The 21,378-nt window shown below is 67.0% G+C and carries 24 protein-coding genes and 3 tRNA genes; 21 read left to right on the top strand and 6 right to left on the bottom strand.

What is annotated here, in order from left to right; all coding sequences use genetic code 11:
• From LC068_RS03885 to LC068_RS03870, 4 genes are all read right to left on the bottom strand, one after another.
• Complete coding sequence (locus LC068_RS03885) at window positions 1-1,320, bottom strand: serine hydrolase domain-containing protein (protein WP_226634681.1); 1,320 nt, start codon at window positions 1,318-1,320, stop codon at window positions 1-3.
• Window positions 1,320-1,529, bottom strand: coding sequence for a helix-turn-helix domain-containing protein (locus LC068_RS03880; protein WP_209120430.1), 210 nt, complete (start codon window positions 1,527-1,529; stop codon window positions 1,320-1,322). Before LC068_RS03880 ends, LC068_RS03885 begins: the two co-directional genes overlap by 1 nt.
• Window positions 1,529-2,161, bottom strand: a complete 633-nt coding sequence (locus LC068_RS03875) for a hypothetical protein (protein WP_226634679.1) — start codon at window positions 2,159-2,161, stop codon at window positions 1,529-1,531. The genes LC068_RS03880 and LC068_RS03875 overlap by 1 nt, the downstream gene beginning before the upstream one ends.
• A gap of 92 nt (window positions 2,162-2,253) precedes the next feature.
• The gene (locus LC068_RS03870; RefSeq protein ID WP_226634677.1) at window positions 2,254-4,236 is read right to left on the bottom strand and encodes an acetyl-CoA carboxylase biotin carboxylase subunit; all 1,983 of its coding nucleotides are present in this window, start codon (window positions 4,234-4,236) and stop codon (window positions 2,254-2,256) included.
• A 210-nt stretch (window positions 4,237-4,446) separates the two neighbouring features.
• On the opposite strand from LC068_RS03870, the gene LC068_RS03865 reads away from it, so the two are divergent.
• From LC068_RS03865 to LC068_RS03855, 3 genes are all read left to right on the top strand, one after another.
• Complete coding sequence (locus LC068_RS03865; protein ID WP_226634674.1) at window positions 4,447-5,931, top strand: hypothetical protein; 1,485 nt, start codon at window positions 4,447-4,449, stop codon at window positions 5,929-5,931.
• 70 nt (window positions 5,932-6,001) lie between these two features.
• Complete coding sequence (gene msrB / locus LC068_RS03860; protein WP_226634672.1) at window positions 6,002-6,490, top strand: peptide-methionine (R)-S-oxide reductase MsrB; 489 nt, start codon at window positions 6,002-6,004, stop codon at window positions 6,488-6,490.
• A gap of 81 nt (window positions 6,491-6,571) precedes the next feature.
• Window positions 6,572-7,177 carry a hypothetical protein gene (locus LC068_RS03855; protein ID WP_226634670.1) on the top strand — a complete coding sequence of 202 codons (606 nt, stop codon included), beginning with the start codon at window positions 6,572-6,574 and terminating at the stop codon, window positions 7,175-7,177.
• 19 nt (window positions 7,178-7,196) lie between these two features.
• Here the strand turns inward: LC068_RS03855 and LC068_RS03850 are convergent.
• Window positions 7,197-7,271: transfer RNA gene (locus tag LC068_RS03850), tRNA-Thr, on the bottom strand.
• Between the two features lie 100 nt (window positions 7,272-7,371).
• On the opposite strand from LC068_RS03850, the gene LC068_RS03845 reads away from it, so the two are divergent.
• The 16 genes from LC068_RS03845 (at window position 7,372) to LC068_RS03770 (ending at window position 16,976) form a co-directional block, all read left to right on the top strand.
• Complete coding sequence (locus LC068_RS03845; RefSeq protein WP_226634668.1) at window positions 7,372-7,542, top strand: hypothetical protein; 171 nt, start codon at window positions 7,372-7,374, stop codon at window positions 7,540-7,542.
• Window positions 7,543-7,644: 102 nt separating this feature from the next.
• Window positions 7,645-8,934, top strand: coding sequence for a UDP-N-acetylglucosamine 1-carboxyvinyltransferase (murA, locus tag LC068_RS03840; RefSeq protein WP_226634666.1), 1,290 nt, complete (start codon window positions 7,645-7,647; stop codon window positions 8,932-8,934).
• Entirely contained in the window at window positions 8,924-9,409 is a 486-nt protein-coding gene (locus LC068_RS03835; protein ID WP_226634665.1) for a DUF2948 family protein, read from the top strand. The genes murA and LC068_RS03835 overlap by 11 nt, the downstream gene beginning before the upstream one ends.
• Window positions 9,406-9,885 carry a UPF0262 family protein gene (locus tag LC068_RS03830; RefSeq protein ID WP_226634663.1) on the top strand — a complete coding sequence of 160 codons (480 nt, stop codon included), beginning with the start codon at window positions 9,406-9,408 and terminating at the stop codon, window positions 9,883-9,885. The genes LC068_RS03835 and LC068_RS03830 overlap by 4 nt, the downstream gene beginning before the upstream one ends.
• A 5-nt stretch (window positions 9,886-9,890) precedes the next feature.
• Window positions 9,891-10,364: an HD domain-containing protein gene (locus LC068_RS03825; RefSeq protein ID WP_226634661.1), complete on the top strand. Its 474-nt coding sequence runs from the start codon at window positions 9,891-9,893 to the stop codon at window positions 10,362-10,364.
• 104 nt (window positions 10,365-10,468) lie between these two features.
• Window positions 10,469-10,687 (top strand): translation initiation factor IF-1, encoded by a 219-nt coding sequence (gene infA, locus LC068_RS03820; protein ID WP_003164348.1) that lies wholly within the window; start codon window positions 10,469-10,471, stop codon window positions 10,685-10,687.
• An 11-nt stretch (window positions 10,688-10,698) separates the two neighbouring features.
• Window positions 10,699-11,277, top strand: a complete 579-nt coding sequence (locus LC068_RS03815) for a Maf family protein (RefSeq protein WP_226634659.1) — start codon at window positions 10,699-10,701, stop codon at window positions 11,275-11,277.
• Window positions 11,274-12,290 carry a S1 domain-containing protein gene (locus tag LC068_RS03810; RefSeq protein WP_226634657.1) on the top strand — a complete coding sequence of 339 codons (1,017 nt, stop codon included), beginning with the start codon at window positions 11,274-11,276 and terminating at the stop codon, window positions 12,288-12,290. The genes LC068_RS03815 and LC068_RS03810 overlap by 4 nt, the downstream gene beginning before the upstream one ends.
• Window positions 12,291-12,467, top strand: a complete 177-nt coding sequence (locus LC068_RS03805) for a DNA gyrase inhibitor YacG (RefSeq protein ID WP_226634655.1) — start codon at window positions 12,291-12,293, stop codon at window positions 12,465-12,467.
• A gap of 63 nt (window positions 12,468-12,530) precedes the next feature.
• Window positions 12,531-12,606: transfer RNA gene (locus tag LC068_RS03800), tRNA-Phe, on the top strand.
• A 380-nt stretch (window positions 12,607-12,986) separates the two neighbouring features.
• Window positions 12,987-13,886 (top strand): tonB-system energizer ExbB, encoded by a 900-nt coding sequence (gene exbB, locus LC068_RS03795; RefSeq protein ID WP_226634653.1) that lies wholly within the window; start codon window positions 12,987-12,989, stop codon window positions 13,884-13,886.
• A gap of 5 nt (window positions 13,887-13,891) precedes the next feature.
• The gene (locus LC068_RS03790) at window positions 13,892-14,329 is read left to right on the top strand and encodes a biopolymer transporter ExbD (RefSeq protein ID WP_209120415.1); all 438 of its coding nucleotides are present in this window, start codon (window positions 13,892-13,894) and stop codon (window positions 14,327-14,329) included.
• Window positions 14,330-14,340: 11 nt separating this feature from the next.
• Window positions 14,341-15,072, top strand: a complete 732-nt coding sequence (locus tag LC068_RS13785; RefSeq protein ID WP_264182101.1) for an energy transducer TonB — start codon at window positions 14,341-14,343, stop codon at window positions 15,070-15,072.
• 141 nt (window positions 15,073-15,213) lie between these two features.
• Complete coding sequence (locus tag LC068_RS03780; protein WP_226634651.1) at window positions 15,214-15,966, top strand: M48 family metallopeptidase; 753 nt, start codon at window positions 15,214-15,216, stop codon at window positions 15,964-15,966.
• 82 nt (window positions 15,967-16,048) lie between these two features.
• Window positions 16,049-16,125 (top strand) — tRNA-His (locus LC068_RS03775).
• 50 nt (window positions 16,126-16,175) lie between these two features.
• On the top strand, window positions 16,176-16,976 hold the full coding sequence (locus LC068_RS03770; protein WP_226634649.1) for a methyltransferase domain-containing protein: 801 nt from the start codon (window positions 16,176-16,178) through the stop codon (window positions 16,974-16,976).
• On the opposite strand, the gene LC068_RS03765 is transcribed toward LC068_RS03770, so the two are convergent.
• Window positions 16,894-18,723: a patatin-like phospholipase family protein gene (locus LC068_RS03765; protein ID WP_226634647.1), complete on the bottom strand. Its 1,830-nt coding sequence runs from the start codon at window positions 18,721-18,723 to the stop codon at window positions 16,894-16,896. The genes LC068_RS03770 and LC068_RS03765 overlap by 83 nt on opposite strands.
• Before the next feature lie 95 nt (window positions 18,724-18,818).
• Between LC068_RS03765 and LC068_RS03760 the strand changes: the two genes are divergently transcribed.
• Window positions 18,819-20,411, top strand: coding sequence for a carboxyl transferase domain-containing protein (locus LC068_RS03760; RefSeq protein WP_226634645.1), 1,593 nt, complete (start codon window positions 18,819-18,821; stop codon window positions 20,409-20,411).
• A 51-nt stretch (window positions 20,412-20,462) separates the two neighbouring features.
• Entirely contained in the window at window positions 20,463-21,368 is a 906-nt protein-coding gene (locus tag LC068_RS03755; protein ID WP_226634643.1) for an enoyl-CoA hydratase-related protein, read from the top strand.
• The last annotated feature ends 10 nt before the right edge of the window (window positions 21,369-21,378 follow it).

Raw genomic sequence — 21,378 nt, 5'->3', positions numbered from 1 at the left:
TCAATCGGCGGGGTCCAGCCTCACCAGCGAGAAGGTCTGATCGCCCACCACCAGCCGGATCGGTCCGGACGGACTGGGGTCAAAGCGGATGTGGATGGGGGTGCCGGGAATCCTCAGGTCCCCCGGGCCAACGAACTCCAGCCGCGCGCGACGGATACCGGTGCCGTCCGGTGCCGTCTCCGAATAGCCGAGGCCGGAATCCACGGGGACGAGGGTGATGCGGTTGCCTTCGGGATCCTCGGCGACGGCGTAGGTGCCCGCCAGATAGTCAACATCGGCCGACGGCAGACCGCCCGTGCGGTCGAAGGTGGGGAGCGGTACCGCGGGATCGAGGAGGTGCAGGGCGATGGCCTGCAGATCGTCGTCGACGGACGAGTTGGACATCAGGACGACGGCGGTGCCTCCGTCATCCTCACGAAAGCCCATGAAGGTCTGATACCCGCCAGCCTCGCCGCTGTGGTGGTAGATGCGCTGGCCGTCCACCTCGTGAACCTGCCAGCCGAGCGGAAGGTCGCGGTAGCCGACCAGTGCGGCCTGCATGGAGGCCGTTTGCGGCTGCCGGCTGGCGGGCAGATGAAGGACGGCAAAGCGGAGCAGATCGCGCGGCGTGCTGTAGAGGCCGCCTGCGCCCCGGCCGATATCCACCGTTTCCGGGCGGGTGTCACCGATGTCGGTCCTGCCGATATGGGGCCGCGCCAGACGCGCGCGATCAACGGGATGGTAGGCCGTGCTGCGCAGACCTGCGGGACCCGTGATACGGCCCAGCAAGCGCTCCATAGACATCCCGGTGCGTATTTCCATCGCGCGGGCGAGCAGCGCCATCCCCGCACTGGAATAGGTCGGGGCGCGGTCGAGCGGGGGTGCGGGAACGGTCGCGAGAAGGTCCTCGTCATTGCCGCTCTGCAGGGCCGCCAGCGGGACGTCGCGGGGCAGGCCCCCGGTATGGGTGGCCAGGTCACCGAGGGTGAGGTCGTACGGCAAGGCCGCGCCCGGCCAGATGTCCGACAGGGGGGTATCGAGCTCCAGATCTCCGGACAGGCTGAGGGCGGCCAGCAGGTCTCCGGTAAAGACCTTGGTGATCGATCCGGTCTCGAACAGGGTGTCGGGGCCGACCGGTACTCCGTCCGCCGCGGTCGTGCCCCATGCGTAGAAATCGCTCCGACCATCCCGCCAGTAGCCGATGACCACGCCCATACGATCGCCATCCTGGACGGCCGACCGGACCGCTAGGGTGACGGGCTCGGGGATCAGCGGGTCCTGGGCGTGGGCGGCGGTGGTCGCCAGCAGGAGCATGGCGGTGCAGGCAAGCGTTCGGAGCATCAGGCTTCCTCTTCGATATCCAGAATGTCGCCTGGCCGGCAGTCCAGCGCCTGGCAGATGGCGAGCAGGGTGTTGAACCGGACCCCGCGCACATGTCCGTTCTTCAGCAGGGAGAGATTGGTGGTGGAGATGCCGACCTGCTCGGAGAGCTGATTGAGGGACATCTTCTTGCGCAACATGAGTTCGTCGATCCGGATGACGATGCGCATCAGATGACTTCGTCGCTGTCGCGCTGCACCTCGACACCCACACCGAATGCGCGGGACACGACCAGAAGGATCAGGCCGGCGATGACGGCCTCGGGGCTGAACTCGGGCAGCAGGCGGAGGGCCGCGTGGTCAGGCGCCGGGGCGAGGGTGTGGATGAGGGTTACCTGCTCCCCCTGGTGAGCGATCACGCTCATCTGCCAGAGAGCGGATCGGAGGAGTTGCCAGACGGGACAGGCCATCAGCAGCACGCCGGCGCGCGCGAGGCTATGGGTCGAACCGGCTGTAAAGGGCCTGCCGCTGGCTGCATCGCGGGCGAAGCGGCGCAGAAGCCAGATCAGGACAATGGCGAAGCCGCCTGTGATCGCCACATCGACCACCCGGAGAACGGTGGCGTCGAGGCTCGAGGCCGGGAGCACAATCTCTCCGCGATCGAGGACCAGCTGGGCGGCGCCCGCCTGCCGCTCAAGGGCACAGACCGAATTCGCCGCGTCCACGCAGGCGACGGGGAAACCGGTGATCAGGGGCTGGCCGACCAGTGGGGCGATGATCGCAAAGGCCGCTGCGACGGCGGTCGCCGTGCAGGTCAGGATCAGGGCTACAGTCAGAAGGCGGGGCAGGACATGAGACGGCATGGGCGAACTCCTTTCCGCCCATGTGACATGATCACATATCGATTAACAGCAATATCATTACGTTTTACGTAAATGTAATGCGCAGCCGCAGCCTATTCGAACTCGACCAGCACGTCGTCGGCGGCGACGGGGTCGCCGGGGCCGGCGCCGATTGCCTTGACCACACCATCGCGCTCGGCCTTGAGGATGTTCTGCATCTTCATGGCCTCGATGATGGCGACGGTTTCGCCCTCCTTGACCTCCTGGCCCACGGTGACGGGGACCGAGACGACCAGGCCCGGCATGGGCGACTGGATCAGTTTGGAGGTGTCCGGCGGGACCTTTTCCGGCAGGCGGGCATAGAGCTCGGCATGGCGCGGGGACAGCACGCGGACGCGGGCACGCATGGCCCGGTGACGGATGTCGAAGCCGTCGGGGACGCGGGTGACCTGGGCGGTAAAGGGGGTGCCGTCCAGCACGGCGCGGAACTGGGGCAGGCCGGGCGACCAGTCGATCTCGGACAGGACCAGGGTGCGATCCTCGTCGTCCAGCTCGATCACGAGGTTCTCGTCGTCATCGACCGCCAGCGAGGCCGAGACATGTTCGGCGCCGACCAGCACCGTCCAGTCGCTGCGGTGGCCGGGGTCGCCGGCCTGTTCGACCTGGACCGCCTTCATCGCGAGGCTGGCGGCCAGCATGACGTCGCGGCCAAAGCCCGCCACGGGCAGGCCGTCGAAACCGTCGGGGAATTCGTCGGTGATATAGCGGGTGGACAGTTCGCCCGAGCGGAAGCGCTGCTGGTCCATGACCGCGGCGAGGAAGGGCACATTGTGGCCGACGCCCTCGAGGTGGGTGTCTTCCAGCGCGCGGGCCATGCCGTCGATGGCGGCTTCGCGGGTTTCGCCCCAGGTGCACAGCTTGGCGATCATGGGGTCGTAGAACATGCTGATCTCGTCGCCCTCGCGGACGCCGGAGTCGTTGCGGACCAGATAGCCGTCCTGATCCCCCTCGCGGGGCTGTCCATAGCGGACCAGACGGCCGATCGACGGCAGGAAGCCGCGATAGGGGTCCTCGGCATAGATGCGGCTCTCGATCGCCCAGCCGCGGATTTTGAGGTCCTTCTGGGTGATGTTCAGTTTCTCGCCCCAGGCCGAGCGGATCATCTGTTCGACCAGATCGACGCCGGTGATCAGCTCGGTGACCGGATGCTCGACCTGCAGCCGGGTGTTCATCTCGAGGAAGTAGAAGCTCTTGTCCTGACCGGCGACGAATTCGACCGTGCCGGCCGAGTCGTAGTTCACGGCCCTGGCCAGGGCGATGGCCTGGTCACCCATGGCCTTGCGGGTCTTTTCGTCGAGCAGCGGGGAGGGGGCTTCCTCGATGACCTTCTGATTGCGGCGCTGGATCGAGCATTCGCGCTCGAACAGGTGGACGACGTTGCCGTGCTTGTCGCCCAGCACCTGGATCTCGATGTGACGGGGGTTCTCGATGAATTTCTCGAGGAAGACCCGGTCGTCCCCAAAGGCGGCCTTGGCCTCGGCCTTCACCGAGGAGAAGCCGTCGGCCATGTCGGCATCGGAGTGGGCGACGCGGATGCCCTTGCCGCCGCCGCCGGCCGAGGCCTTGATCATGACGGGATAGCCGATGCCGCGCGCGATCTCGACGGCCTCTTCGGAAGTCTCGATCAGGCCCATATGGCCGGGCACGGTGGAGACCCCGGCCTCGGCGGCGAACTTCTTGGAGGTGATCTTGTCGCCCATGGCGTCGATCGCCTCGGGGTTCGGGCCGATGAAGGCGATTCCCTCGTCGCGCAGGCGACGGGCGAAACCGGCGTTCTCGGACAGGAAGCCGAATCCGGGGTGGACGGCCTCTGCGCCCGTTTGCCGCACGGCCTCGATGATCCGGTCGGCCAGCAGATAGGACTCGGAGGCCGGAGCCGGACCGATCAGGACCGCTTCATCGGCCATCTCGACGGCCAGCGAGCCGGCGTCGGCCTCGGAATAGACCTGCACCGTGCGAATGCCCATGCGACGGCAGGTTTTGATGATGCGGACGGCGATTTCGCCCCGGTTGGCGATCAGGATTTTGGCGAACATTCCCGGTTCCATCGACATCGCCGGAGGCGGGAGATCAAGGCTCTGTGATCTCACCTTGAGGCGACGGCCCCGATTAGGCCGTGATCGGATGCGAGTAAACCGCGTTCCGGACCGGGGGGTTCGCTTGATCGGCGTTCGGGGTTGGCAAGGCCCCGCCTGATCGGCTTTAACGTGTGGGTACTCCCTGACACGGCCACTGGAGCCTTTTGTATGACGTTTCGACCGTATGTTGCCCTCACGGCTGCGGCCCTCGCCATCGCCACCGCGACCTCTGTCGCTGCGCAGGACTTTCGCGCACTGGCCTCGCAGGACCTGGTCACCGCCCAGGAGGAAATCCGCGAGAACCACCCGGCGCTGATCGTCGACGGCCCCGAGGCCGCGGCCTTCCGCACCTATCTGGATGCAGGTCTCGCCGAGGCGCAGTCCATGCTCGGACAGGTGAACAGCGGCGACAGCCACGCCTATCTGATGCGCTTCTTCGCCGCCGGTTTCCGCGATTCCAACCTGCGCATCACCCCGACCTTCGACCTGCTGGGACCGTATTTCGCGACCAGCTGGGCGGGTGTGACTACCGGCTGGAAGGATGGCCAGTATGTGGTGACCCAGGTGGCACCGGGCGTGCGCCGGGGTCCGCCGGTCGGCTCGGTCGTTCTGGAATGCAACGGCATCCCGATCGAGGAATTCGCCATGGGCAAGCTGGATCGCTGGGAAGGCGATCTGACGACCGAGGCCGGTCGTGTCCGCTCTGCGCCCTATCTGCTGTGGAACCGCAACAACCCCTTCACCCGCGGCGTGCCGCAGACCTGCAAATTCCAGGAAGGCCGTCGCCGTCCGCGCGACTATGACCTGCAAATCCAGCCGGTCAGCCCCGCGGCCATGGAAGCGGCCTATCGCGCCACCGTCTGGATGCCGGGCGACGTGCCGCTGGCCATCGAGGAGGTCAACGGTCGTCCGTGGGTGCATGTGCACTCGTTGAGCGAAGACGCTGACTGGGCCGCGTTCAACGCCGCCCTGGTCGCCCAGGTCGACTCGATCCGGGGTCCGCAGGGCTTTGTGCTGGACCTGCGCGGAGCCAACGGCTCGGAGTTCACGGCCTCGCGGCGTGCCTATGGTGTGGCCAACCGCATCTGGACGCCCGAATTCACCGTCAGCCGCCAGCCGGTCGTGGGCGAGGTGACCTATCGGGTCAGCGCCGACAACCGCAAATGGTTCGCCGACGCGCTGGGTCGCATGGAAGCCGATCCGCTGTTCGTCGAGGAAAACCCGGTCGTCATCGAAGAGACCCGCGCCCTGGTCGCCGCGTTTGATGCGGCCATGGCTGCCGGTGAAGACAGCTTCGTCCTGCCGGGTCGGGCTCCGGTGCCCGATACGGGTGCGGCCAACCCCGTGCAGGGTCCGGTGGTCGTTCTGATCGACTCGGGCTGCTCGGGCGGCTGCCTGGACGTGCTGGACCTGCTGGTGAACCTGCCGAACGTGCGTCTGGCCGGGTCGACCACGGCCGAGGACTCCATCTTTGTGGAGCCGACCATCGTGCGCCTGCCGTCGAACTATGCCGACCTGACCTATGGTCACAAGGTGTGGACCAGCCGCGAGCGGGGCAATAACGAGCCCCACGTCCCGGCCGACGGTCTGGCCTATACGGGCAACCCCACGGACGAGAATGCCGTGCGGACCTGGGTCGGCACCCTGTTCTAGGGCGCACGACACGGACAAGGATCGGGCCGGTCGGGGTGGAACCCCGGCCGGCCTTTCCTATTTCAGGGACATGACCCAGATGACCTCTGCCTCGGGCTTTGACCTGACCCCGCCCTCCGAAGACCAGCGCGAGCGGCTGATCGCCGATCTGGACCCGGAGGCGGAACGGATCCTGCTGGCCCATGGCACCGAGGCGCCCTTCTGTGGCGGGCTGCTGGACGAGAAGCGGGCGGGGGTCTTCTGCTGCCGCCTGTGCGGCCTGCCGCTGTTCCAGACCAAGACCAAGTTCGAGAGCGGGACCGGCTGGCCCAGTTTCGACCGGCCGTATGACCCCGACCACATCCGCGAGATCCGCGATACCTCCTACGGCATGGTGCGGATCGAGACGCGCTGCGCCCGCTGTGACGGGCACCAGGGCCATGTGTTCCCGGACGGCCCGCCCCCGACGGGTCTGCGCTACTGCATCAACTCCGCGGCCTTGAGCTTCGTGCCCGAGGGAGAGGCCCTGCCGGACCCTCTCGGTCGGGGCGAGGCAATCGGTACCGGAAACGGGGCCTGACATGGCCACATTTGGCCCCCACGGTGCCGGTCGGGCGCCCGGGCCATTGCGGCGCGCCCGATCACAGGGGAAGATCAGCGGATGATCCTTTTACTCGCCAGCGCCGTCCTCAGCCTGTCCGCGTCTGATCCGCAGGACCCCGAGGGCGAGATCATCCGCACGGCCACTGCCCCGCAGGTGTCCGCCGAAGCCGTGGCCACGACCGGGGCCGGCCAGCCGACAGTAGCGACTCAGGACCCCGATCCGCACGGCCTGACGACGGACCAGCAGATCCAACGCTGGCTGGCGGCCGGGCCGGTCGTCGAGACGATTTCGGACGATCTGCCCGAGGGCCCCGTCGACGGGGTCGCGTGGGACGCCGAACGCCGCGTGCGCGGTGAGTTCAGCGTTGGCGTCGGGACGGAGGGCTATCGCTCGTACGGAGCATCGGTGTCGGTGCCGCTGGGCGAGCGGGGCCATCTGGAGCTGCATTATCGGGAGGTCGAGAACGGCTTTCCCGCCTACAGCCGCTATGGCTCGCCCTATGGCTACGACTATGACCCCGACTGGCCCGATGTGGTGATCACGCCCTGGCGGTCGGACGCGGGGCTTGAGCCCATCGACGCGCGCCTCGACGGCCGACCGGAGCGCACGCGGGCCTGGCAGGACTATGGACGCACGCGTCGCGCTCCGGAGTCGGAGCGCTAGCGTAATCTTGTAGGGAAGATGGTGCCGCCGGGGGGAATCGAACCCACGACCTCAGCCTTACCAAGGATGCGCTCTACCACTGAGCTACGGCGGCCAAATCTGAGGAACCGGGCGTATAGCCAAAGCGCGGTGCGGGCGAAAGCCCCTAATCGCAATCTCTTGCTGAAAAGCGCATCCGGTGGTCAGAGGGGCGCATGAGCGAGCGAGACAATTCCCCCGCCGACACGCCCGCCGCCCGGGCGGCCCGGGCCCGTGAGGACCGGCTGGCCAGCGCGCTTCGGGCCAATCTGCGGCGGCGCAAGCAGGCCACGCGCGGCGTGCCCGCCCCGGAACCGGCCGGTGAGGCCGGCGACGAAGAAAGCTGAGTTTTGGCGGCGGCCTGCCCTTTCAACCCGGGGGCGGGTCGCGCTAGATAACCGGTCCCCCCGCAGCGCGATCAGGTGCCGGCGGTCAGCATCAGGATCGACATGGACAGTATTGCCATCCGCGGCGGCAACACCCTGAACGGCAGCATCCCGGTCAGTGGCGCCAAGAATTCGGCGCTGAAGCTGATGGCCGCCTCGATCCTGACCGACCAGCCGCTGCGCCTGACCAATATGCCGCGGCTGGCGGATACGCGTTTCCTGGGACAGCTGCTGCGTCAGCTGGGGGTCGAGGTCACCGAATCGGGCGAGGCCGGGGCGCAGCAGACCCTGTTCCATGCGCCGGAGATCACCTCGACCTTCGCGCCCTATGATCTGGTCCGGCAGATGCGGGCCTCGTTCAATGTGCTGGGCCCGCTGCTGGCCCGGACCGGCGAGGCACGGGTGTCGCTGCCGGGCGGATGCACGATCGGGGCGCGGCCGGTGGACCTGCACCTGATGGCGCTGAAGGCGCTGGGCGCCGAGATCGAGCTGGAAGAGGGCTATGTCGAGGCCCGGGCGCCGAACGGCCTGAAAGGCGCGGAGATCACCTTCCCCTTCATCTCGGTCGGGGCGACCGAGCATGCTCTGCTGGCGGCCGTGCTGGCCGAGGGGACGACGGTCCTGAACAATGCGGCGCGCGAGCCGGAAATCGGCGATCTGGCGCGGTGTTTGATGGCGATGGGGGCGAAGGTCGAGGGCCTGGACACCCATACGCTGACGATCACGGGCGTGACCTCGCTGGGCGGCGCCGCCTGGCCGGTGATCGCCGACCGGATCGAAATGGGCACCTATGCTGTGGCGGCCGCCATGGCGGGGGGCGACGTGACCCTGACCGGCAGCCGGCCCGAGCTGATGACCGCCCTGACCGCCAAGCTGCGCGAGTGCGGGGTGGACGTGGCCGAGACCGACGACGGCGTGCGCGTGCGGCGGGATCCGGCCGAGCGACTGAAGGCCGTCGATGTGACGACCGAGGTCTATCCGGGCTTTGCCACCGACCTGCAGGCGCAGTTCATGGCCCTGATGACCACGGCCGAGGGCGAAAGCCGCATCCACGAGAACATTTTCGAGAACCGCTTCATGCATGCGCCCGAGCTGGCGCGTCTGGGTGCGGACATCGCCGTGCACGGCGGCGAGGCGGTGGTGACGGGCGTCGAGCGCCTGCGCGGGGCGCCGGTCATGGCCACCGACCTGCGCGCCTCGGTCAGTCTGGTGATCGCCGGGCTGGTGGCCGAGGACGAGACCACGATCGGCCGGGTCTATCACCTGGATCGCGGCTTCGAACGGCTGGAAGAGAAGCTGGGGCGCTGTGGTGCGGACATCCGCCGGATCACAGGGGATGGCCATGAGCACTGACGTCGAGGCCGCCGTCTCGCCGCCGCAGCCGGCCACGCCGCCCGAGCCCCTGCGGCTGCTGGCCATGGACGTCGAGGACCTGCAGTTTGTGTCTGCAGCCTTGCAGGACGCGATCCTGCGACCGGTCGACATCGTGTGGGAGCGGTCGGCGCGGCAGCTGACCCTGACGCTGAGCCGCTTCTGCTGGGAGTGCGGCGGCACGCGGGTGATGGCCGCCATGCAGTTCGGCGACGTGACAGCGGTCAAAAGCCGGCAGCTGCCGCGCGGACCGGAACAGGCGCTGGAACTGCTGGCCCTGCATTTCGAGCCGTCGGAGGCGCCGTCCGGTCAGGTCTATCTGATGTTCGCGGGCGGTGGCGATCTGCGCATCGATGTGGAATGTCTGGACGTGGTGCTGGCGGACCTGTCGGACCGGTGGCCGGCGCGCGAGAAGCCCAGCCATCCCGAACTGGACGAGGGAAGCGAGACGGAATGACCGACAGCGCCCGCCCGGACACGGACCGTCTGGCCTCGGTCGACCTGGATGCGGCAACCCTGCCCGCCGCCACGGCCGAGATCGAGCATGAGCGCCGGGTGGCGATCTTCGATCTGGTCGAGAAGAATGCCTTCCGGCCCGAGGGGGCGTCCGGCGGTCCCTATGCGCTGAAGCTGTCGCTGCAGGACAGCCGGCTGGTGTTCGATATCAGCGGACCTGATTATGCGCGGGCGCACGGGCTGTCGCTGACGCCGCTCAAGACGGTGCTGCGCGACTATATCCTGATCTGCGAAAGCTATTATGAGGCGCTGAGGGGCTCCTCGCCCAGCCAGATCGAGGCCGTCGACATGGGCCGCCGGGGTCTGCACAACGAGGGCGCGGAGATCCTGAAGGCCCGGCTGGACGGCAAGATCGACATGGACCAGGAGACGGCGCGACGGCTGTTCACCCTGGTCTGCGCCCTGTACCGGCGGTGAAGTCCATGGGGCCGGAATCAGCCAGGGCCTTTGCCATCCGAAAGCATGGGGAGCAGCGGTACGACGAGCATCCCTACGAACATCACCTTTCGCAGGTCGTGGACATTTTGCAGAGTTGGACAGACGACCCCGATCTTCTGGCAGCTGCCTGGTTGCACGACACGATCGAGGATACCGACACGTCTCGTGACGACCTGATGAGAGTTTTCGGAGAGCGTGTCGCGGGTCTGGTGTGGGCGGTGACCGCAGAGGGCGAAAATCGTGCAGAGAAGATGTCAGCCATCTATCGCAAGATTGCAGATACCCCGGACGCTGCCCTCGTAAAGCTGGCTGATCGGGTCGCCAATGTAGAGGCGGCAAGCCCGGGATCGAGACATCTAGAACGCTATTTGGGTGAACACGAAGGCTTTGCCAAAGCCATCCGACCGTATGTGCCGGCTGATGCCTGGACACGGATGGAAGCGGCGTATCAGCCCTGACCTCTCGACTATTCATGCATTTTAATGCATAGGGCGCGACCTCAACGGTCCGTGTTTCGCCCGACTTGGTACCGTTCAATGTTTCCCCGGGCGTGAGAGGCCGCATGGCTAAGGAAGAACTGCTCGAGTTTCCCGGCGTGGTCAGCGAACTGCTGCCGAACGCCACGTTCCGTGTGACGCTCGAGAACGACCACGAGATCATCGCCCACACCGCGGGCAAGATGCGCAAGAACCGCATCCGCGTGCTGGCCGGTGACAAGGTGCTGGTCGAAATGACCCCCTACGACCTGACCAAGGGTCGCATCACCTATCGCTTCAAGTAAGGCCGGGCGGGATGGCCCGTCCTGAGCTCATCCTGGCTTCGGCCAGTCCGCGCCGGCGTGAGCTGCTGGCCCAGGTGGGGATCGTTCCGGACCGGATAGAGCCCGCCGACATCGACGAAACCCCGCTGAAATCCGAAACTCCCGCGCAGCTGGCCGAGCGTCTGGCGCGCGGCAAGGCGGCTGTGCTGGCCGAGCGGCATCCCGACGCCATCGTTCTGGCGGCGGATACCGTCGTGTCGCTGGGGCGCCGGTTTCTGGAAAAGGCGGCGGACGAGGCCGAGGCGACGCGTTTCCTCAAGATGCTGTCGGGCCGGAACCACCGGGTGCACACCGGTGTGGCCGTGGCCCGGGGGGACCGCGTGTCCGTGCGGGTGGTGGAGACCCGCGTCGCCCTGAAGGTGCTGAGCGAGGCGGAGATCGCCGCCTATGTCGCCAGTGGCGACTGGCGCGGCAAGGCCGGGGCCTATGGCATCCAGGGGCCTGCGGGCGCCTTTGTCCGGCGAATCGTGGGCAGTCACCCGGCGGTTATGGGATTGCCGCTCTATGAGACCGTCAGCCTGCTGGAAGGCGTCGGGTACCGGCGCGGGTGAGCGCGCTGCAGACCTTTTTGGATAGGGCGCCGGGTGAGACCTGGGGCGTGGTGTGCGAGGACGGCGAGCCGCGCCGCATCTTCCTGTCGCGCGACGAGGATCATCCGGCGAATCGCCTCGAGGCCGAGAGCATCGGCCGGGTGACGGCGCTTTTGCCCGGGGGCGGCGGGGCCTTTGTCGATCTGGGGGCCGGAGAACCGTTCGGATTCCTGCCGAAGGGCGCGGGGGCGGTAGGCGAGGCCGTCCATGTGGCGGTCACGGCCGAGCCGCGGGGCGGCAAGGGGCCGACGCTGAAGCGGGTGGGAGACGGGCAGGGGGCGCCGCGCCTGCTGAAGGCCGGGCCCGGCGTGGCTGATTGGCTGGCCCGTACCGCGCCGGGTGTCGTGCCCGAGACCGGGGCACCCGCCATCGAGGTCGTGCGGGAAGCACGCGAGCTGGCGCTGGCCGCCCTCGTCATGGAAGGCGGACTGGACGTGGCCGTGGAGCGCACGCGGGCCATGGTGAACGTCGACATCGATCATGCCGGAGAGGCCGGGCGCGACGGCATGCGCGCTCGTCTGGCGGCGAATCGGCGCGGAATGACGCTGGCCGCGCGCCGGATCGCCCTGAAAAACTGGGGCGGGCTGGTCGCAATTGATCTGGTCGGCACCTCGCTTCCGCCGGAACCGGTGATGGCCGGAGCGAAAATTTCATTTCAGGACACCGGTGTCACTTTTGGGCCACTGAGCCGTTTCGGGGTCCTGCAGCTGTCGCTGCCCTGGACGCACACCCCGATCGAGGAGGTGCTGTTCGGTGTATCGGGCGAACGGCGACGGCGGACGGAACAGATCGACGCCGTGCGCAACTTGCGCCATGCGCTGGCCACCGACAGGTCATCCCCGTGGGTGAGCCTGGCGGTCCCGGAAGGGGAGGCGGGCGACATCGCGTCGCTGACCGTCGGCCTCGGTCCGAGGGGACGCGTTGTCGCAGACCCGGGCCTGGCGGTCGGTACCTATGAACTGCGGGAGGGCTGAATGGCCAAGTGTCCGATCTGCAAGAAAAATTCCACACATCCGGATTATCGGCCGTTTTGTTCCAAACGGTGTTCGGACGTTGATCTGCAGCGCTGGCTGACGGGAGGATATGTGCTTCCCGGGGAGCCCGCAGAGGGCGGCGAGGACGATCGGCGGGACGACGAAAGCGAACTGTGAAGAAGGGTGCTGGACACCCCGCATTCGCTCGCCTATAGACCCCGCTCCCGCCCGCCGGAGCGCGCCTGGGTAGCTCAGTTGGTAGAGCAGCGGATTGAAAATCCGCGTGTCGGTGGTTCGAATCCGCCCCCAGGCACCACTTCTCCGAACCCCCTTGGGGCAGGAAATTCCAGATATCATGAAAATGTCGCTTTCCGGGGGAAGTCTGTGCCCCAACGACAGGTGTTCTCGCGCCGGGGGAAAAGCGGCTCGGCGCACTTGACGCTCTGGTATGCGTTCGCCAAAGGGAGCGTGACTGCTTTCTTGGGTGGGGGTGGCCAGGGGGTTCCGGATCTCGATCCGGAGGCATCTGTCACCGACACCGGTTCCATTCGGCAACCGGTCGCATCCGAAGGCGTTTCGACGTCGGACCCCTTCAGGTCTGAAGTCGGGAAGTCAGAGTTTTCAACTGGGGTACGGCCACTGGGGTCGGGTCCTTTTGGTTTTATGGTCAGACCACAACGCAGGAACTGGCGAACTATGCGCGATAGCAAAAAGACGAACATCCTTCTCGCAATGGCCGGCGCCGCCGTGCTGATGGCGAGCTCGCCGGTCCTGGCTCAGGACACCGCGACTCCGGCTCCGGCGACTGCCGAAGCTACCACCACCGAGGCTCCGGCCACGGACGCGGCCCCGGTCGACACCGCAGCCGATCCGGAAAGCGTCGCTGACGCCGTCGGCGGCGAAGGCCACGGCGACATCACGCCGATCTCCATGTTCATGGAAGCCGGCATCGTCGTGAAGATCGTCATGATCGGCCTGCTGGTGGCCTCGATCTTCTCGTGGGTCATCCTGATCATCAAGATTATCGAGTTCGCCGGTCTGAACTCCAAGACCGACCGCTTCCTGGAAAGCTTCCGCGGGGCCCGCTCGATCGCGGACATGCGCAAGATCGCCACGGCGGACGAGTTCGATGGTAACCCGCTGGCCGACATGGCCGCCGCGGCCACTGAAGAAGTCGAACTGTCGCGTCAGGCCGGTCTGTCGGTCACCGGTGAGCACCGTGACTCGGCCATCACCCGCGCCTCGACCGCCGTTGCCGCGGTGCAATCTGGTCTGGCCGGTCGCCTCTCGGGCGGTCAGCAGTTCCTTGCCTCGGTCGGTTCGTCCGGTCCGTTCGTCGGTCTGTTCGGTACGGTGTACGGCGTCATGAACTCCTTCATCGGTATCGCCCAGTCGAACACGACCAACCTGGCCGTCGTGGCCCCGGGTATCGCCGAGGCCCTGCTGGCCACCGGTATCGGTCTGTTCGCCGCTATCCCGGCGGTTATCTTCTACAACTACTTCAACACCCGCATCGCCGCCTACGGCACGCGTTCGGACGGCTTTGCGGCTGAACTGCTCAACGCCATCTCGCGTCAGCTCGACAAGGGAGCGTAAGGCTCATGGCCGCAAAACTCTCAGGAGGCGGCGGCGGAAAGTATCACGTCGAGCAGAACAGCGAGATCAACGTTACGCCTTTCGTTGATATCATGCTGGTTCTCCTCATCATCTTCATGGTGGCCGCGCCTCTGGCCACCGTGTCGATCGAGGTGAAACTGCCCACCGCCGCGGCAGACCCGCAGGAGAACCCGCCCAAGCCGGTGTTCATCTCGATCCAGAACGACGGGGACGTGTTCCTCGGCGACTTCCGGACCTCGGTGGCTACCCTGGGTGACGATCTCCGCACACAGATCCGCACGCGTAACCCGGAGGAAGAGCGTATCTTCATCCGCGGCGACCAGCAGACGCGCTATGGCGATTTCATGCAGGTGATGAATGCCCTGCAGGACAATGGCTTCTATAGCGTCGCCCTGGTCGGCGAAGACAACGCGCCAGAGTAAAGGACGGGCATATGACCGATACACCCGTTGAGTACCATCGCAGTCGCTATGACGCCCCTCGCAAGAAGGGCTTCCTGGGGGTCTCGCTTGGCGTCTGGCTGATCGTGCTGGTCGTCGTCACCATCCTGTTCGGGGTGATGCTCTACTTCATCGACAAGACGAAGTTCGAGCTGAAGATTCCGGAGTACTCGGATGAGTCGGTGCAGGTGGATTTGATCGATCCGATCCCTCCGCCTCCGCCGCCGCCTCCTCCGCCTCCGCCGCCTCCGACGGATACCCCTCCGCCGCCGAAGATCCAGCCGCGCGAGCCGCTGCCTTCGCCGATCACGCCGCCGGCCCCGCTGCCCATTCCGCCGGTGCCGAAAGAGGACCGTCAGGAGTACACGGGACCGCCGATCAACATCCCCGGGCCCCCGCCGCCTCCGGCTCCGCCGGCGCCGCCGGTCCGCCCCTCGGTGATCACGAACCCGTCGTGGTCGCGTCGTCCCCAGCCCACCGAGCGGGACTTCCCCGATCGGGCGCTGAACTCGGGCACCAGCGGTGAAGCCACCGTGCGGTGTACCGCCCAGGCGAACGGCCGACCCGCCAACTGCCAGGTGGTGTCGGAAACGCCCAGCGGATACGGCTTCGGCCGGGCCGCAGTCCGGGTGGTCCAGCGCGGCGAACTGTCGCCGCGGACCGTGGATGGGGCCGCCGAGAACGCGACGTTCAACGTCACGATCCGGTTCCCGATCGCGGACTAGGTCGACTGAAAATGGAAACGCCCCGGAGTCCGCTCCGGGGCGTTTTTTCTTGCCCGCCGGTTGTCGTGCGGGCTGGATCAATTTCGGCCCCAGCGGGTTCAAGCTTCACCGCTATCCTGAAACACTCCGGGAGATTCCCTGATGACCCTCACTGTGCCCAAGGTCCTTGTCGGACTGGTCGCCGCCTCTGCCCTCGTCGCAGGGTGCGCCTACAACGAGGCGCTGGGCCGCAACCAGTTCCTGCTGGTGGACAACGCGTCCCTCACGCAGCAGGCCGATCAGGCGTGGGCCGATGCCCTGCGGACGCAGCAGGTGTCCCGCGACGCCAATGCCAATGCCCGCATTCGCCGCGTTGGCGGGCGGATCGTTCAGGCCGCCGGCCTGACCAATCTCAACTGGGACTATGCGGTCTTTGTCGACTCGTCGCCGAACGCCTTTGTTCTGCCGTCGGGCAAGGTGGGCGTGACGACCGGTCTGCTGGCGCTGGTGCAGAATGACGACCAGCTGGCTGCCGTCCTCGGTCATGAGGTCGGCCATGTTGTCGCCCAGCACGCGGCCGAGCGTTATTCCAGCACGGCGGTGACCAGCATTGGCCTGCAGGCTATCCAGGGTGCCTCGGGCGACTATGGGCAGGCGGTCGGCGCCCTGGGCGGGCTGGGGGCCCAGCTGGGCGTGCTTCTGCCCTTCTCGCGCCAGCATGAGCTGGAGGCGGATCAGCTGGGCATCGACTATATGGTGCGCGCCGGCTATCGCCCGACCGAGGCCCTGACCCTGTGGCGTCTGATGGCTGCCCAACGTCAGACCCAGACGCCGGAGTTCGCCTCGACCCACCCGTCGGATGCCTCGCGCATCCAGGCGATCGAGCGCTATATCCAGTCCAAGGGTTACAGCTGATCCGGACGGGGCAGTGAATTCGAAAGAGCCGCTTGCCCCCGACCGCGAGGCCCGCTAGAGAACCGCCCTCGCGACGAGATGTGCAGCCTTAGCTCAGCTGGTTAGAGCGCCGGTTTGTGGAGCCGGAGGTCCTCAGTTCGATCCTGAGAGGCTGTACCATCGCGAAGCGCCCCGCTTGACCGGGTCGCGACAATGGGGAGGCTGTCCCCATGATCCTCTCTCCCTCCGATCCGGTTCACTGGGATCCCGAAACCTACAACCGGTTCGAGGCCGAGCGCGATCGTGCGGCGCTGGACCTGCTGGTCCGGTTGCCCGACGATCTGCAGCCCCGCGTGATCTGGGACCTTGGCTGCGGTGACGGGCATCACGCCAGTCTGCTGAAGCGGCGCTATCCGGCCGCCGAGGTTCACGGGCTGGAGCAAAGCGGGGACATGCTGGCCGATGCGCGGGCGCGGGACGACCGGGTGCAGTGGCGTCAGGGCGATATCGCTGACTGGACCGCCGGGCAGCCCGTCGATCTGATTCTGGCGAATGCCTCGCTGCAGTGGCTGGGCCGGCACGACCAGCTCTTCCCGCGTCTGGCCGGTCAGCTGGACTCGCGCGGCGTGCTGGCCGTGCAAATGCCGATGGCGTTTGAGACCCGCCATCATAGTCTGATGCGAGAAGTCGCGGAGGACGGGCCGTGGGCCGGCACGCTGCGGGACGTCTCGACAATCGCACCCCTTCCCTCCGCCGAGGTCTATTACTATCTACTGGCCGGGGCGGGTGCCGAGGTCGACATCTGGTCCACCACCTATCTGCATGCCCTGACGGGCGAGAATGCGGTGCTGACCTGGATGTCCGGAACGGCGTTGCGGCCGTATCTGACGGCCCTGGCTTCAGCACCCGGGCTGAAGTCGGCCTATCTGGCGGCGCTGGAAGAGGCGCTCAACCGGGCCTTTCCGAAGCGGTCTGACGGCGTGACGCTTTTGCCTTTCCCGAGGCTTTTTCTGGTGGCTCGGGCGCGGTGACGGTCTCGGCGGCCTCGGCCTGACGGCTCCGGTCCTGCCGGAGCCGGGTGACAGGGCCGTCCAGTTCCGAGAGGGCCGCGTGCGCGGCCTCATAGCCAGCCCCAACGGCGATGTCGTAGGCTTTCCAGTCGCGGATATCCATGCCCTCGGGCTCGGGCTGGATCAGCAGGTCCGTGGCCCTGCGCGAGGTTTCGATATCGGCGTCGCTGGTCAGGGTGGCGGCGCGCATCAGCAGGGCCACGATGGGCGGGCCGTTCTTCCAGTCCCCGGACAGGATCCACCGCCACCAGGAGGGCGGGTTCTGGAGGGTGGCGGGGTCGACCCCGCGCGCCTGGGACATGTCCACGCCGATCACGGGGCCGGCGTTCATCTGGCGCATGGTTTCGGCGGGGAAATTCCGCAGGACGGCGCCGTCCACCAGGACCTGATCGTGCATGACCACCGGCGGCATGACGCCAGGAATGGAGATGGTGGCGCGCATGGCCCGGCGAAGAAGGCCGCGCTTGTGCACCTCAATCCGGCCTGTCGTCAGATTGGTCGAGACGGCAAAGTAGGGCAGGGCCATATCGGCCATCTCGGTGTCGCCAAAGGCGTTGCGCAGCAGGCGCGTGACCTTGCCCGCCCGGGTCATGGCGATCAGCGGGAAGGTGATGTCCGAGAGCGGATCGCTGGCCACGAAAGCCCGCTTGATTTCGTCCTCCATTTCGTCCTGCGACCAGCCGAGCGCCGGACCGGCGGCGATGACTGCTCCCATGGAGGCGCCACCCATAAAGTCGAGCGGGACCTTGGCATCGCGCAGGGCCCTGAGTGCGCCGAGATGGGCATAGGCCCGGGCCCCGCCGCCCGATAGCACCACGCCCACGGCCGTGCCGGTGACGACGCGGGCGAGACGGGCGGCATCGCCGAGGTGACCGTCCATGGCCTGGAACCAGCGGCCGGGCTTGACGGCATCCAGCCAGACCGAGGTGTTGGCGGGGCGGGGCATGCGCGGATCGCGCAGCAGGATCAGATCGGTGCGCTGCTGGGCGTCCAGTGCCGGATTGCGGGGCAGGTTGGCGCCCGGCGGCGTGTTCAGGGGGTTGCCGACGATGAACAGGCGGTCGACCTGACGGGTGCACAGCTGGGCCCAGGCGGGCTCGTCGGCCTCGGCGACATAGAGGACGTAATCGTGGCTGTCCTCGACGCGGCTGAACCAGTCTGCGACCGAGGTCAGGGCCGAATGATCAATGATCTGGCAGGTGAAGCCGTCGGCCTCGATACAGGCAGCGATACGCTCGACGAAGGCGCGGATGGGCTTGGGCCGTGCAGAGATGAAGCCGAACACACTGGGTTCGCTGCCGCCGAGGGTCTTGTCGCGCGAGCGTCGGATCATCAGGCGGGACAGCTCGACCATCAGATCGGGCTGGCTGCGGGCAGCCTCGAAGAAGGTCTCGCGCGGCAGGGCCAGGATTTCGGAATCGCGCAGGGCCACCACGCTGGCGGTATGGGGTGTGCCGGCCAGCATGGACATTTCGCCGACCGGCTCGCCGGGGCGGACGACGCCGAGGAAGCGTGGCGTCTGATCCCCGTCGTGGCAGAAGACGCCGAGACGGCCGGAGCGCACCAGATAAAGGGTGTCGGCCGGATCGCCCTCGCCAAACAGCTGCTCGCCGCCCGTCAGGGCAAACCAGCTGACCCGGGTGGTGTCGCCGCCGGTGAAGAGGTTCTGAAGTGCCGCTTCGAGGGTGTCGGTGCGCGCCTTGGCCATACGGCCTTATGGCAGATTCCGGGGGGCGTGGTCATCCGTCGCCTGGCAGTTTCGTCCCCTTTGCCCATCGGCGGAAAGCTGCCTAAAGGGAGGGCATGCCCAAGTTGACCTCTGCGATCGATCCGTCCAGTCCGGCCTTCAAGGCGCTGGAGAGCACCAACCGCCGCCTGCGCGACGAACTGGTCGAGCGGGTGGCCCAGGCGGCGCGGGGCGGCTCTGACAAATCGCGCGAGCGCCACGTCAGCCGCGGCAAGCTGCTGCCCCGCGACCGGGTCGAGCGGTTGCTGGATGCGGGATCGCCCTTCCTCGAGGTCGGGCAGCTGGCGGCGTTCGGGATGTATGACGATCAGGCGCCCGGCGCGGGCATGATCTGTGGCGTCGGCCGGGTGTCGGGCCGCGAGGTGATGATCGTCGCCAACGACCCGACGGTGAAGGGCGGTGCCTACTTCCCCATGACGGTGAAGAAGCACCTTCGGGCTCAGGAGATCGCCGAACAGAACCGTCTGCCCTGCGTCTATCTGGTCGATTCGGGCGGGGCCAACCTGCCGCACCAGGCCGAGGTGTTTCCCGACCGCGAGCATTTCGGGCGGATCTTCTTCAATCAGGCGCGGATGAGCGCGCGCGACATTCCCCAGATCGCCTGTGTGATGGGCAGCTGTACGGCGGGGGGCGCCTATGTGCCCGCCATGTCGGACGAGACGGTCATTGTGCGCAATCAGGGCACCATCTTCCTGGCCGGGCCGCCGCTGGTGAAGGCGGCGACGGGCGAGGTGATCTCGGCCGAGGATCTGGGCGGGGCCGACACCCATGGCCGCAAGTCGGGCGTGGTCGACCATGTGGCCGAGAATGACGAACACGCGCTGGAGATCGTGCGCTCGATCGTCGCCAATCTGAACACGGTCAAGGATGTGCCGCTGGATGTGCGCGAGCCGCGCCCGCCGGCGCTGGACCCGGAAGAGCTGTACGGCATCATTCCCGACGATGTGCGCGCGCCGTATGACGTGCGCGAGGTGATCGCCCGCACGGTCGACGGCTCGGAGTTCGACGAGTTCAAGCGCGACTATGGCACGACGCTGGTGTGCGGCTTTGCCCGCATCTGGGGCTATCCGGTCGCCATTCTGGCCAACAATGGCGTGCTGTTCTCGGAGAGCGCGCTGAAGGGGGCGCACTTCATCCAGCTGGCCTGCAAGCGCAAGATTCCGCTGGTGTTCCTGCAGAACATCTCCGGCTTCATGGTCGGCGGAAAGTATGAGGCCGAGGGCATCGCCAAGAACGGGGCCAAGCTGGTCACCGCCGTGGCCAGTGCCGAGGTGCCGAAATTCACCGTGCTGATTGGCGGCAGCTTCGGCGCCGGCAACTATGGCATGTGCGGCCGGGCCTACAGCCCGCGCTTCCTGTTCACATGGCCGAACAGCCGGATTTCGGTGATGGGCGGCGAGCAGGCGGCCAGTGTGCTGGCGACCGTGCACCGCGACGCCGACACCTGGACCGAGGATCAGGCCGAGGCCTTCAAGGCGCCGATCCGCCAGAAATATGAGGACGAGGGCAACCCCTATTACGCCACCGCGCGTTTGTGGGATGACGGCGTGATCGACCCGGTCCAGACCCGCGACGTGCTGGGCTTGGCCATCAGCGCCAGCCTGAATGCCCCGATCCCCGACACGCCGTTCGGCGTGTTCAGGATGTAAGTTTTCCTGCCCGTGCCCCGCGATGGGGACGGGCCACCGAAAGGCGCTGACATGCCCGACAAGACCCCGACCGACGCCGACCTCAACGCCATGGACATCACCGATGCCGAGGCGCGCGAGATGAATCGCATTGCTCATCCCATGGTGGCGGGGGCGGATACGGATGCCGTCAGCGATCTGGTGTCGATCGAGTCGACGCCGGACGGGGCGGTGTTCATCACCATCAACCGCCCGGACAAGAAGAATGCCTTCGACGCGCGGACCATCGGCGCCCTCTATCAGGCGTTCGAGACCCTGCATGGGGCCGACCACATCCGCGTGGTGTTCGTGCGCGGAGCAGGCGGCACCTTCAGCGCCGGCGCCGATCTGAGCTGGATGGCGGCGGCCGTGGACTGGTCCGAGAGCGACAACCGCTCGGACGCCATGGGGCTGGCGAAGATGCTGAAGGCCCTGCACGACGTGCCGGCGCTGACTGTGGCGCTGGTCGAGGGCGCGGCCATGGGCGGGGGCGCCGGCATTGTCGCGGCCTGTGACATGGCGGTGGCGGTCAAGGGCACGAAGTTCGCCTTCAGCGAGGTCAAGCTGGGCCTGATCCCCGCGACCATCGCCCCCTATGTGATCGAGGCCGTCGGCGCGCGCCGCGCCCGGGCCCTGTTCCTGACGGCCAATGTGTTCGATGCCGACTATGCCGCCCATATCGGCTTGGTCGACGCCGTGGTGCCGGATACGGCGGCGCTGGATGGCTTCATCAGCCAGCTGAGCGGTTCGCTGGCGGTCTGTGCGCCGGGCGCCATGGGCCATGCCAAGCGGCTGGTGCACGATGTGGCCCATCACAAGGTCGATCATTCGCTGATGGATGACACGGCGCACCGCATCGCCCGGGCTCGCGTGTCGCGCGAGGGGCAGGAGGGCGTGCGCGCTTTTCTGGACAAGCGTAAGCCCGACTGGGCTAAGTAGAGCCTCGGTT

The organism is Brevundimonas poindexterae (genome assembly GCF_020524625.1).
Lineage (GTDB): Bacteria > Pseudomonadota > Alphaproteobacteria > Caulobacterales > Caulobacteraceae > Brevundimonas > Brevundimonas poindexterae_A.
This window is presented reverse-complemented; position numbering and strand designations above follow the sequence as displayed.

Bases quoted from the DNA above. Each gene is read 5' to 3' on its own strand.
- murA (WP_226634666.1), top strand. From the start codon at position 7,645: ATGGACAGTATTGCCATCCGCGGCGGCAACACCCTGAACGGCAGCATC.
- infA (WP_003164348.1), top strand. From the start codon at position 10,469: ATGGCTAAGGAAGAACTGCTCGAGTTTCCCGGCGTGGTCAGCGAACTG.
- LC068_RS03875 (WP_226634679.1), bottom strand. From the start codon at position 2,161: ATGCCGTCTCATGTCCTGCCCCGCCTTCTGACTGTAGCCCTGATCCTG.
- LC068_RS03825 (WP_226634661.1), top strand. From the start codon at position 9,891: ATGGGGCCGGAATCAGCCAGGGCCTTTGCCATCCGAAAGCATGGGGAG.
- LC068_RS03885 (WP_226634681.1), bottom strand. From the start codon at position 1,320: ATGCTCCGAACGCTTGCCTGCACCGCCATGCTCCTGCTGGCGACCACC.
- LC068_RS03790 (WP_209120415.1), top strand. From the start codon at position 13,892: ATGGCCGCAAAACTCTCAGGAGGCGGCGGCGGAAAGTATCACGTCGAG.
- LC068_RS03815 (WP_226634659.1), top strand. From the start codon at position 10,699: ATGGCCCGTCCTGAGCTCATCCTGGCTTCGGCCAGTCCGCGCCGGCGT.
- LC068_RS03755 (WP_226634643.1), top strand. From the start codon at position 20,463: ATGCCCGACAAGACCCCGACCGACGCCGACCTCAACGCCATGGACATC.
- exbB (WP_226634653.1), top strand. From the start codon at position 12,987: ATGCGCGATAGCAAAAAGACGAACATCCTTCTCGCAATGGCCGGCGCC.
- LC068_RS03770 (WP_226634649.1), top strand. From the start codon at position 16,176: ATGATCCTCTCTCCCTCCGATCCGGTTCACTGGGATCCCGAAACCTAC.
- LC068_RS03830 (WP_226634663.1), top strand. From the start codon at position 9,406: ATGACCGACAGCGCCCGCCCGGACACGGACCGTCTGGCCTCGGTCGAC.
- LC068_RS03835 (WP_226634665.1), top strand. From the start codon at position 8,924: ATGAGCACTGACGTCGAGGCCGCCGTCTCGCCGCCGCAGCCGGCCACG.
- LC068_RS03865 (WP_226634674.1), top strand. From the start codon at position 4,447: ATGACGTTTCGACCGTATGTTGCCCTCACGGCTGCGGCCCTCGCCATC.
- LC068_RS03880 (WP_209120430.1), bottom strand. From the start codon at position 1,529: ATGCGCATCGTCATCCGGATCGACGAACTCATGTTGCGCAAGAAGATG.
- LC068_RS13785 (WP_264182101.1), top strand. From the start codon at position 14,341: ATGACCGATACACCCGTTGAGTACCATCGCAGTCGCTATGACGCCCCT.
- LC068_RS03765 (WP_226634647.1), bottom strand. From the start codon at position 18,723: ATGGCCAAGGCGCGCACCGACACCCTCGAAGCGGCACTTCAGAACCTC.
- msrB (WP_226634672.1), top strand. From the start codon at position 6,002: ATGACCCAGATGACCTCTGCCTCGGGCTTTGACCTGACCCCGCCCTCC.
- LC068_RS03780 (WP_226634651.1), top strand. From the start codon at position 15,214: ATGACCCTCACTGTGCCCAAGGTCCTTGTCGGACTGGTCGCCGCCTCT.
- LC068_RS03805 (WP_226634655.1), top strand. From the start codon at position 12,291: ATGGCCAAGTGTCCGATCTGCAAGAAAAATTCCACACATCCGGATTAT.
- LC068_RS03855 (WP_226634670.1), top strand. From the start codon at position 6,572: ATGATCCTTTTACTCGCCAGCGCCGTCCTCAGCCTGTCCGCGTCTGAT.
- LC068_RS03870 (WP_226634677.1), bottom strand. From the start codon at position 4,236: ATGTTCGCCAAAATCCTGATCGCCAACCGGGGCGAAATCGCCGTCCGC.
- LC068_RS03845 (WP_226634668.1), top strand. From the start codon at position 7,372: ATGAGCGAGCGAGACAATTCCCCCGCCGACACGCCCGCCGCCCGGGCG.
- LC068_RS03760 (WP_226634645.1), top strand. From the start codon at position 18,819: ATGCCCAAGTTGACCTCTGCGATCGATCCGTCCAGTCCGGCCTTCAAG.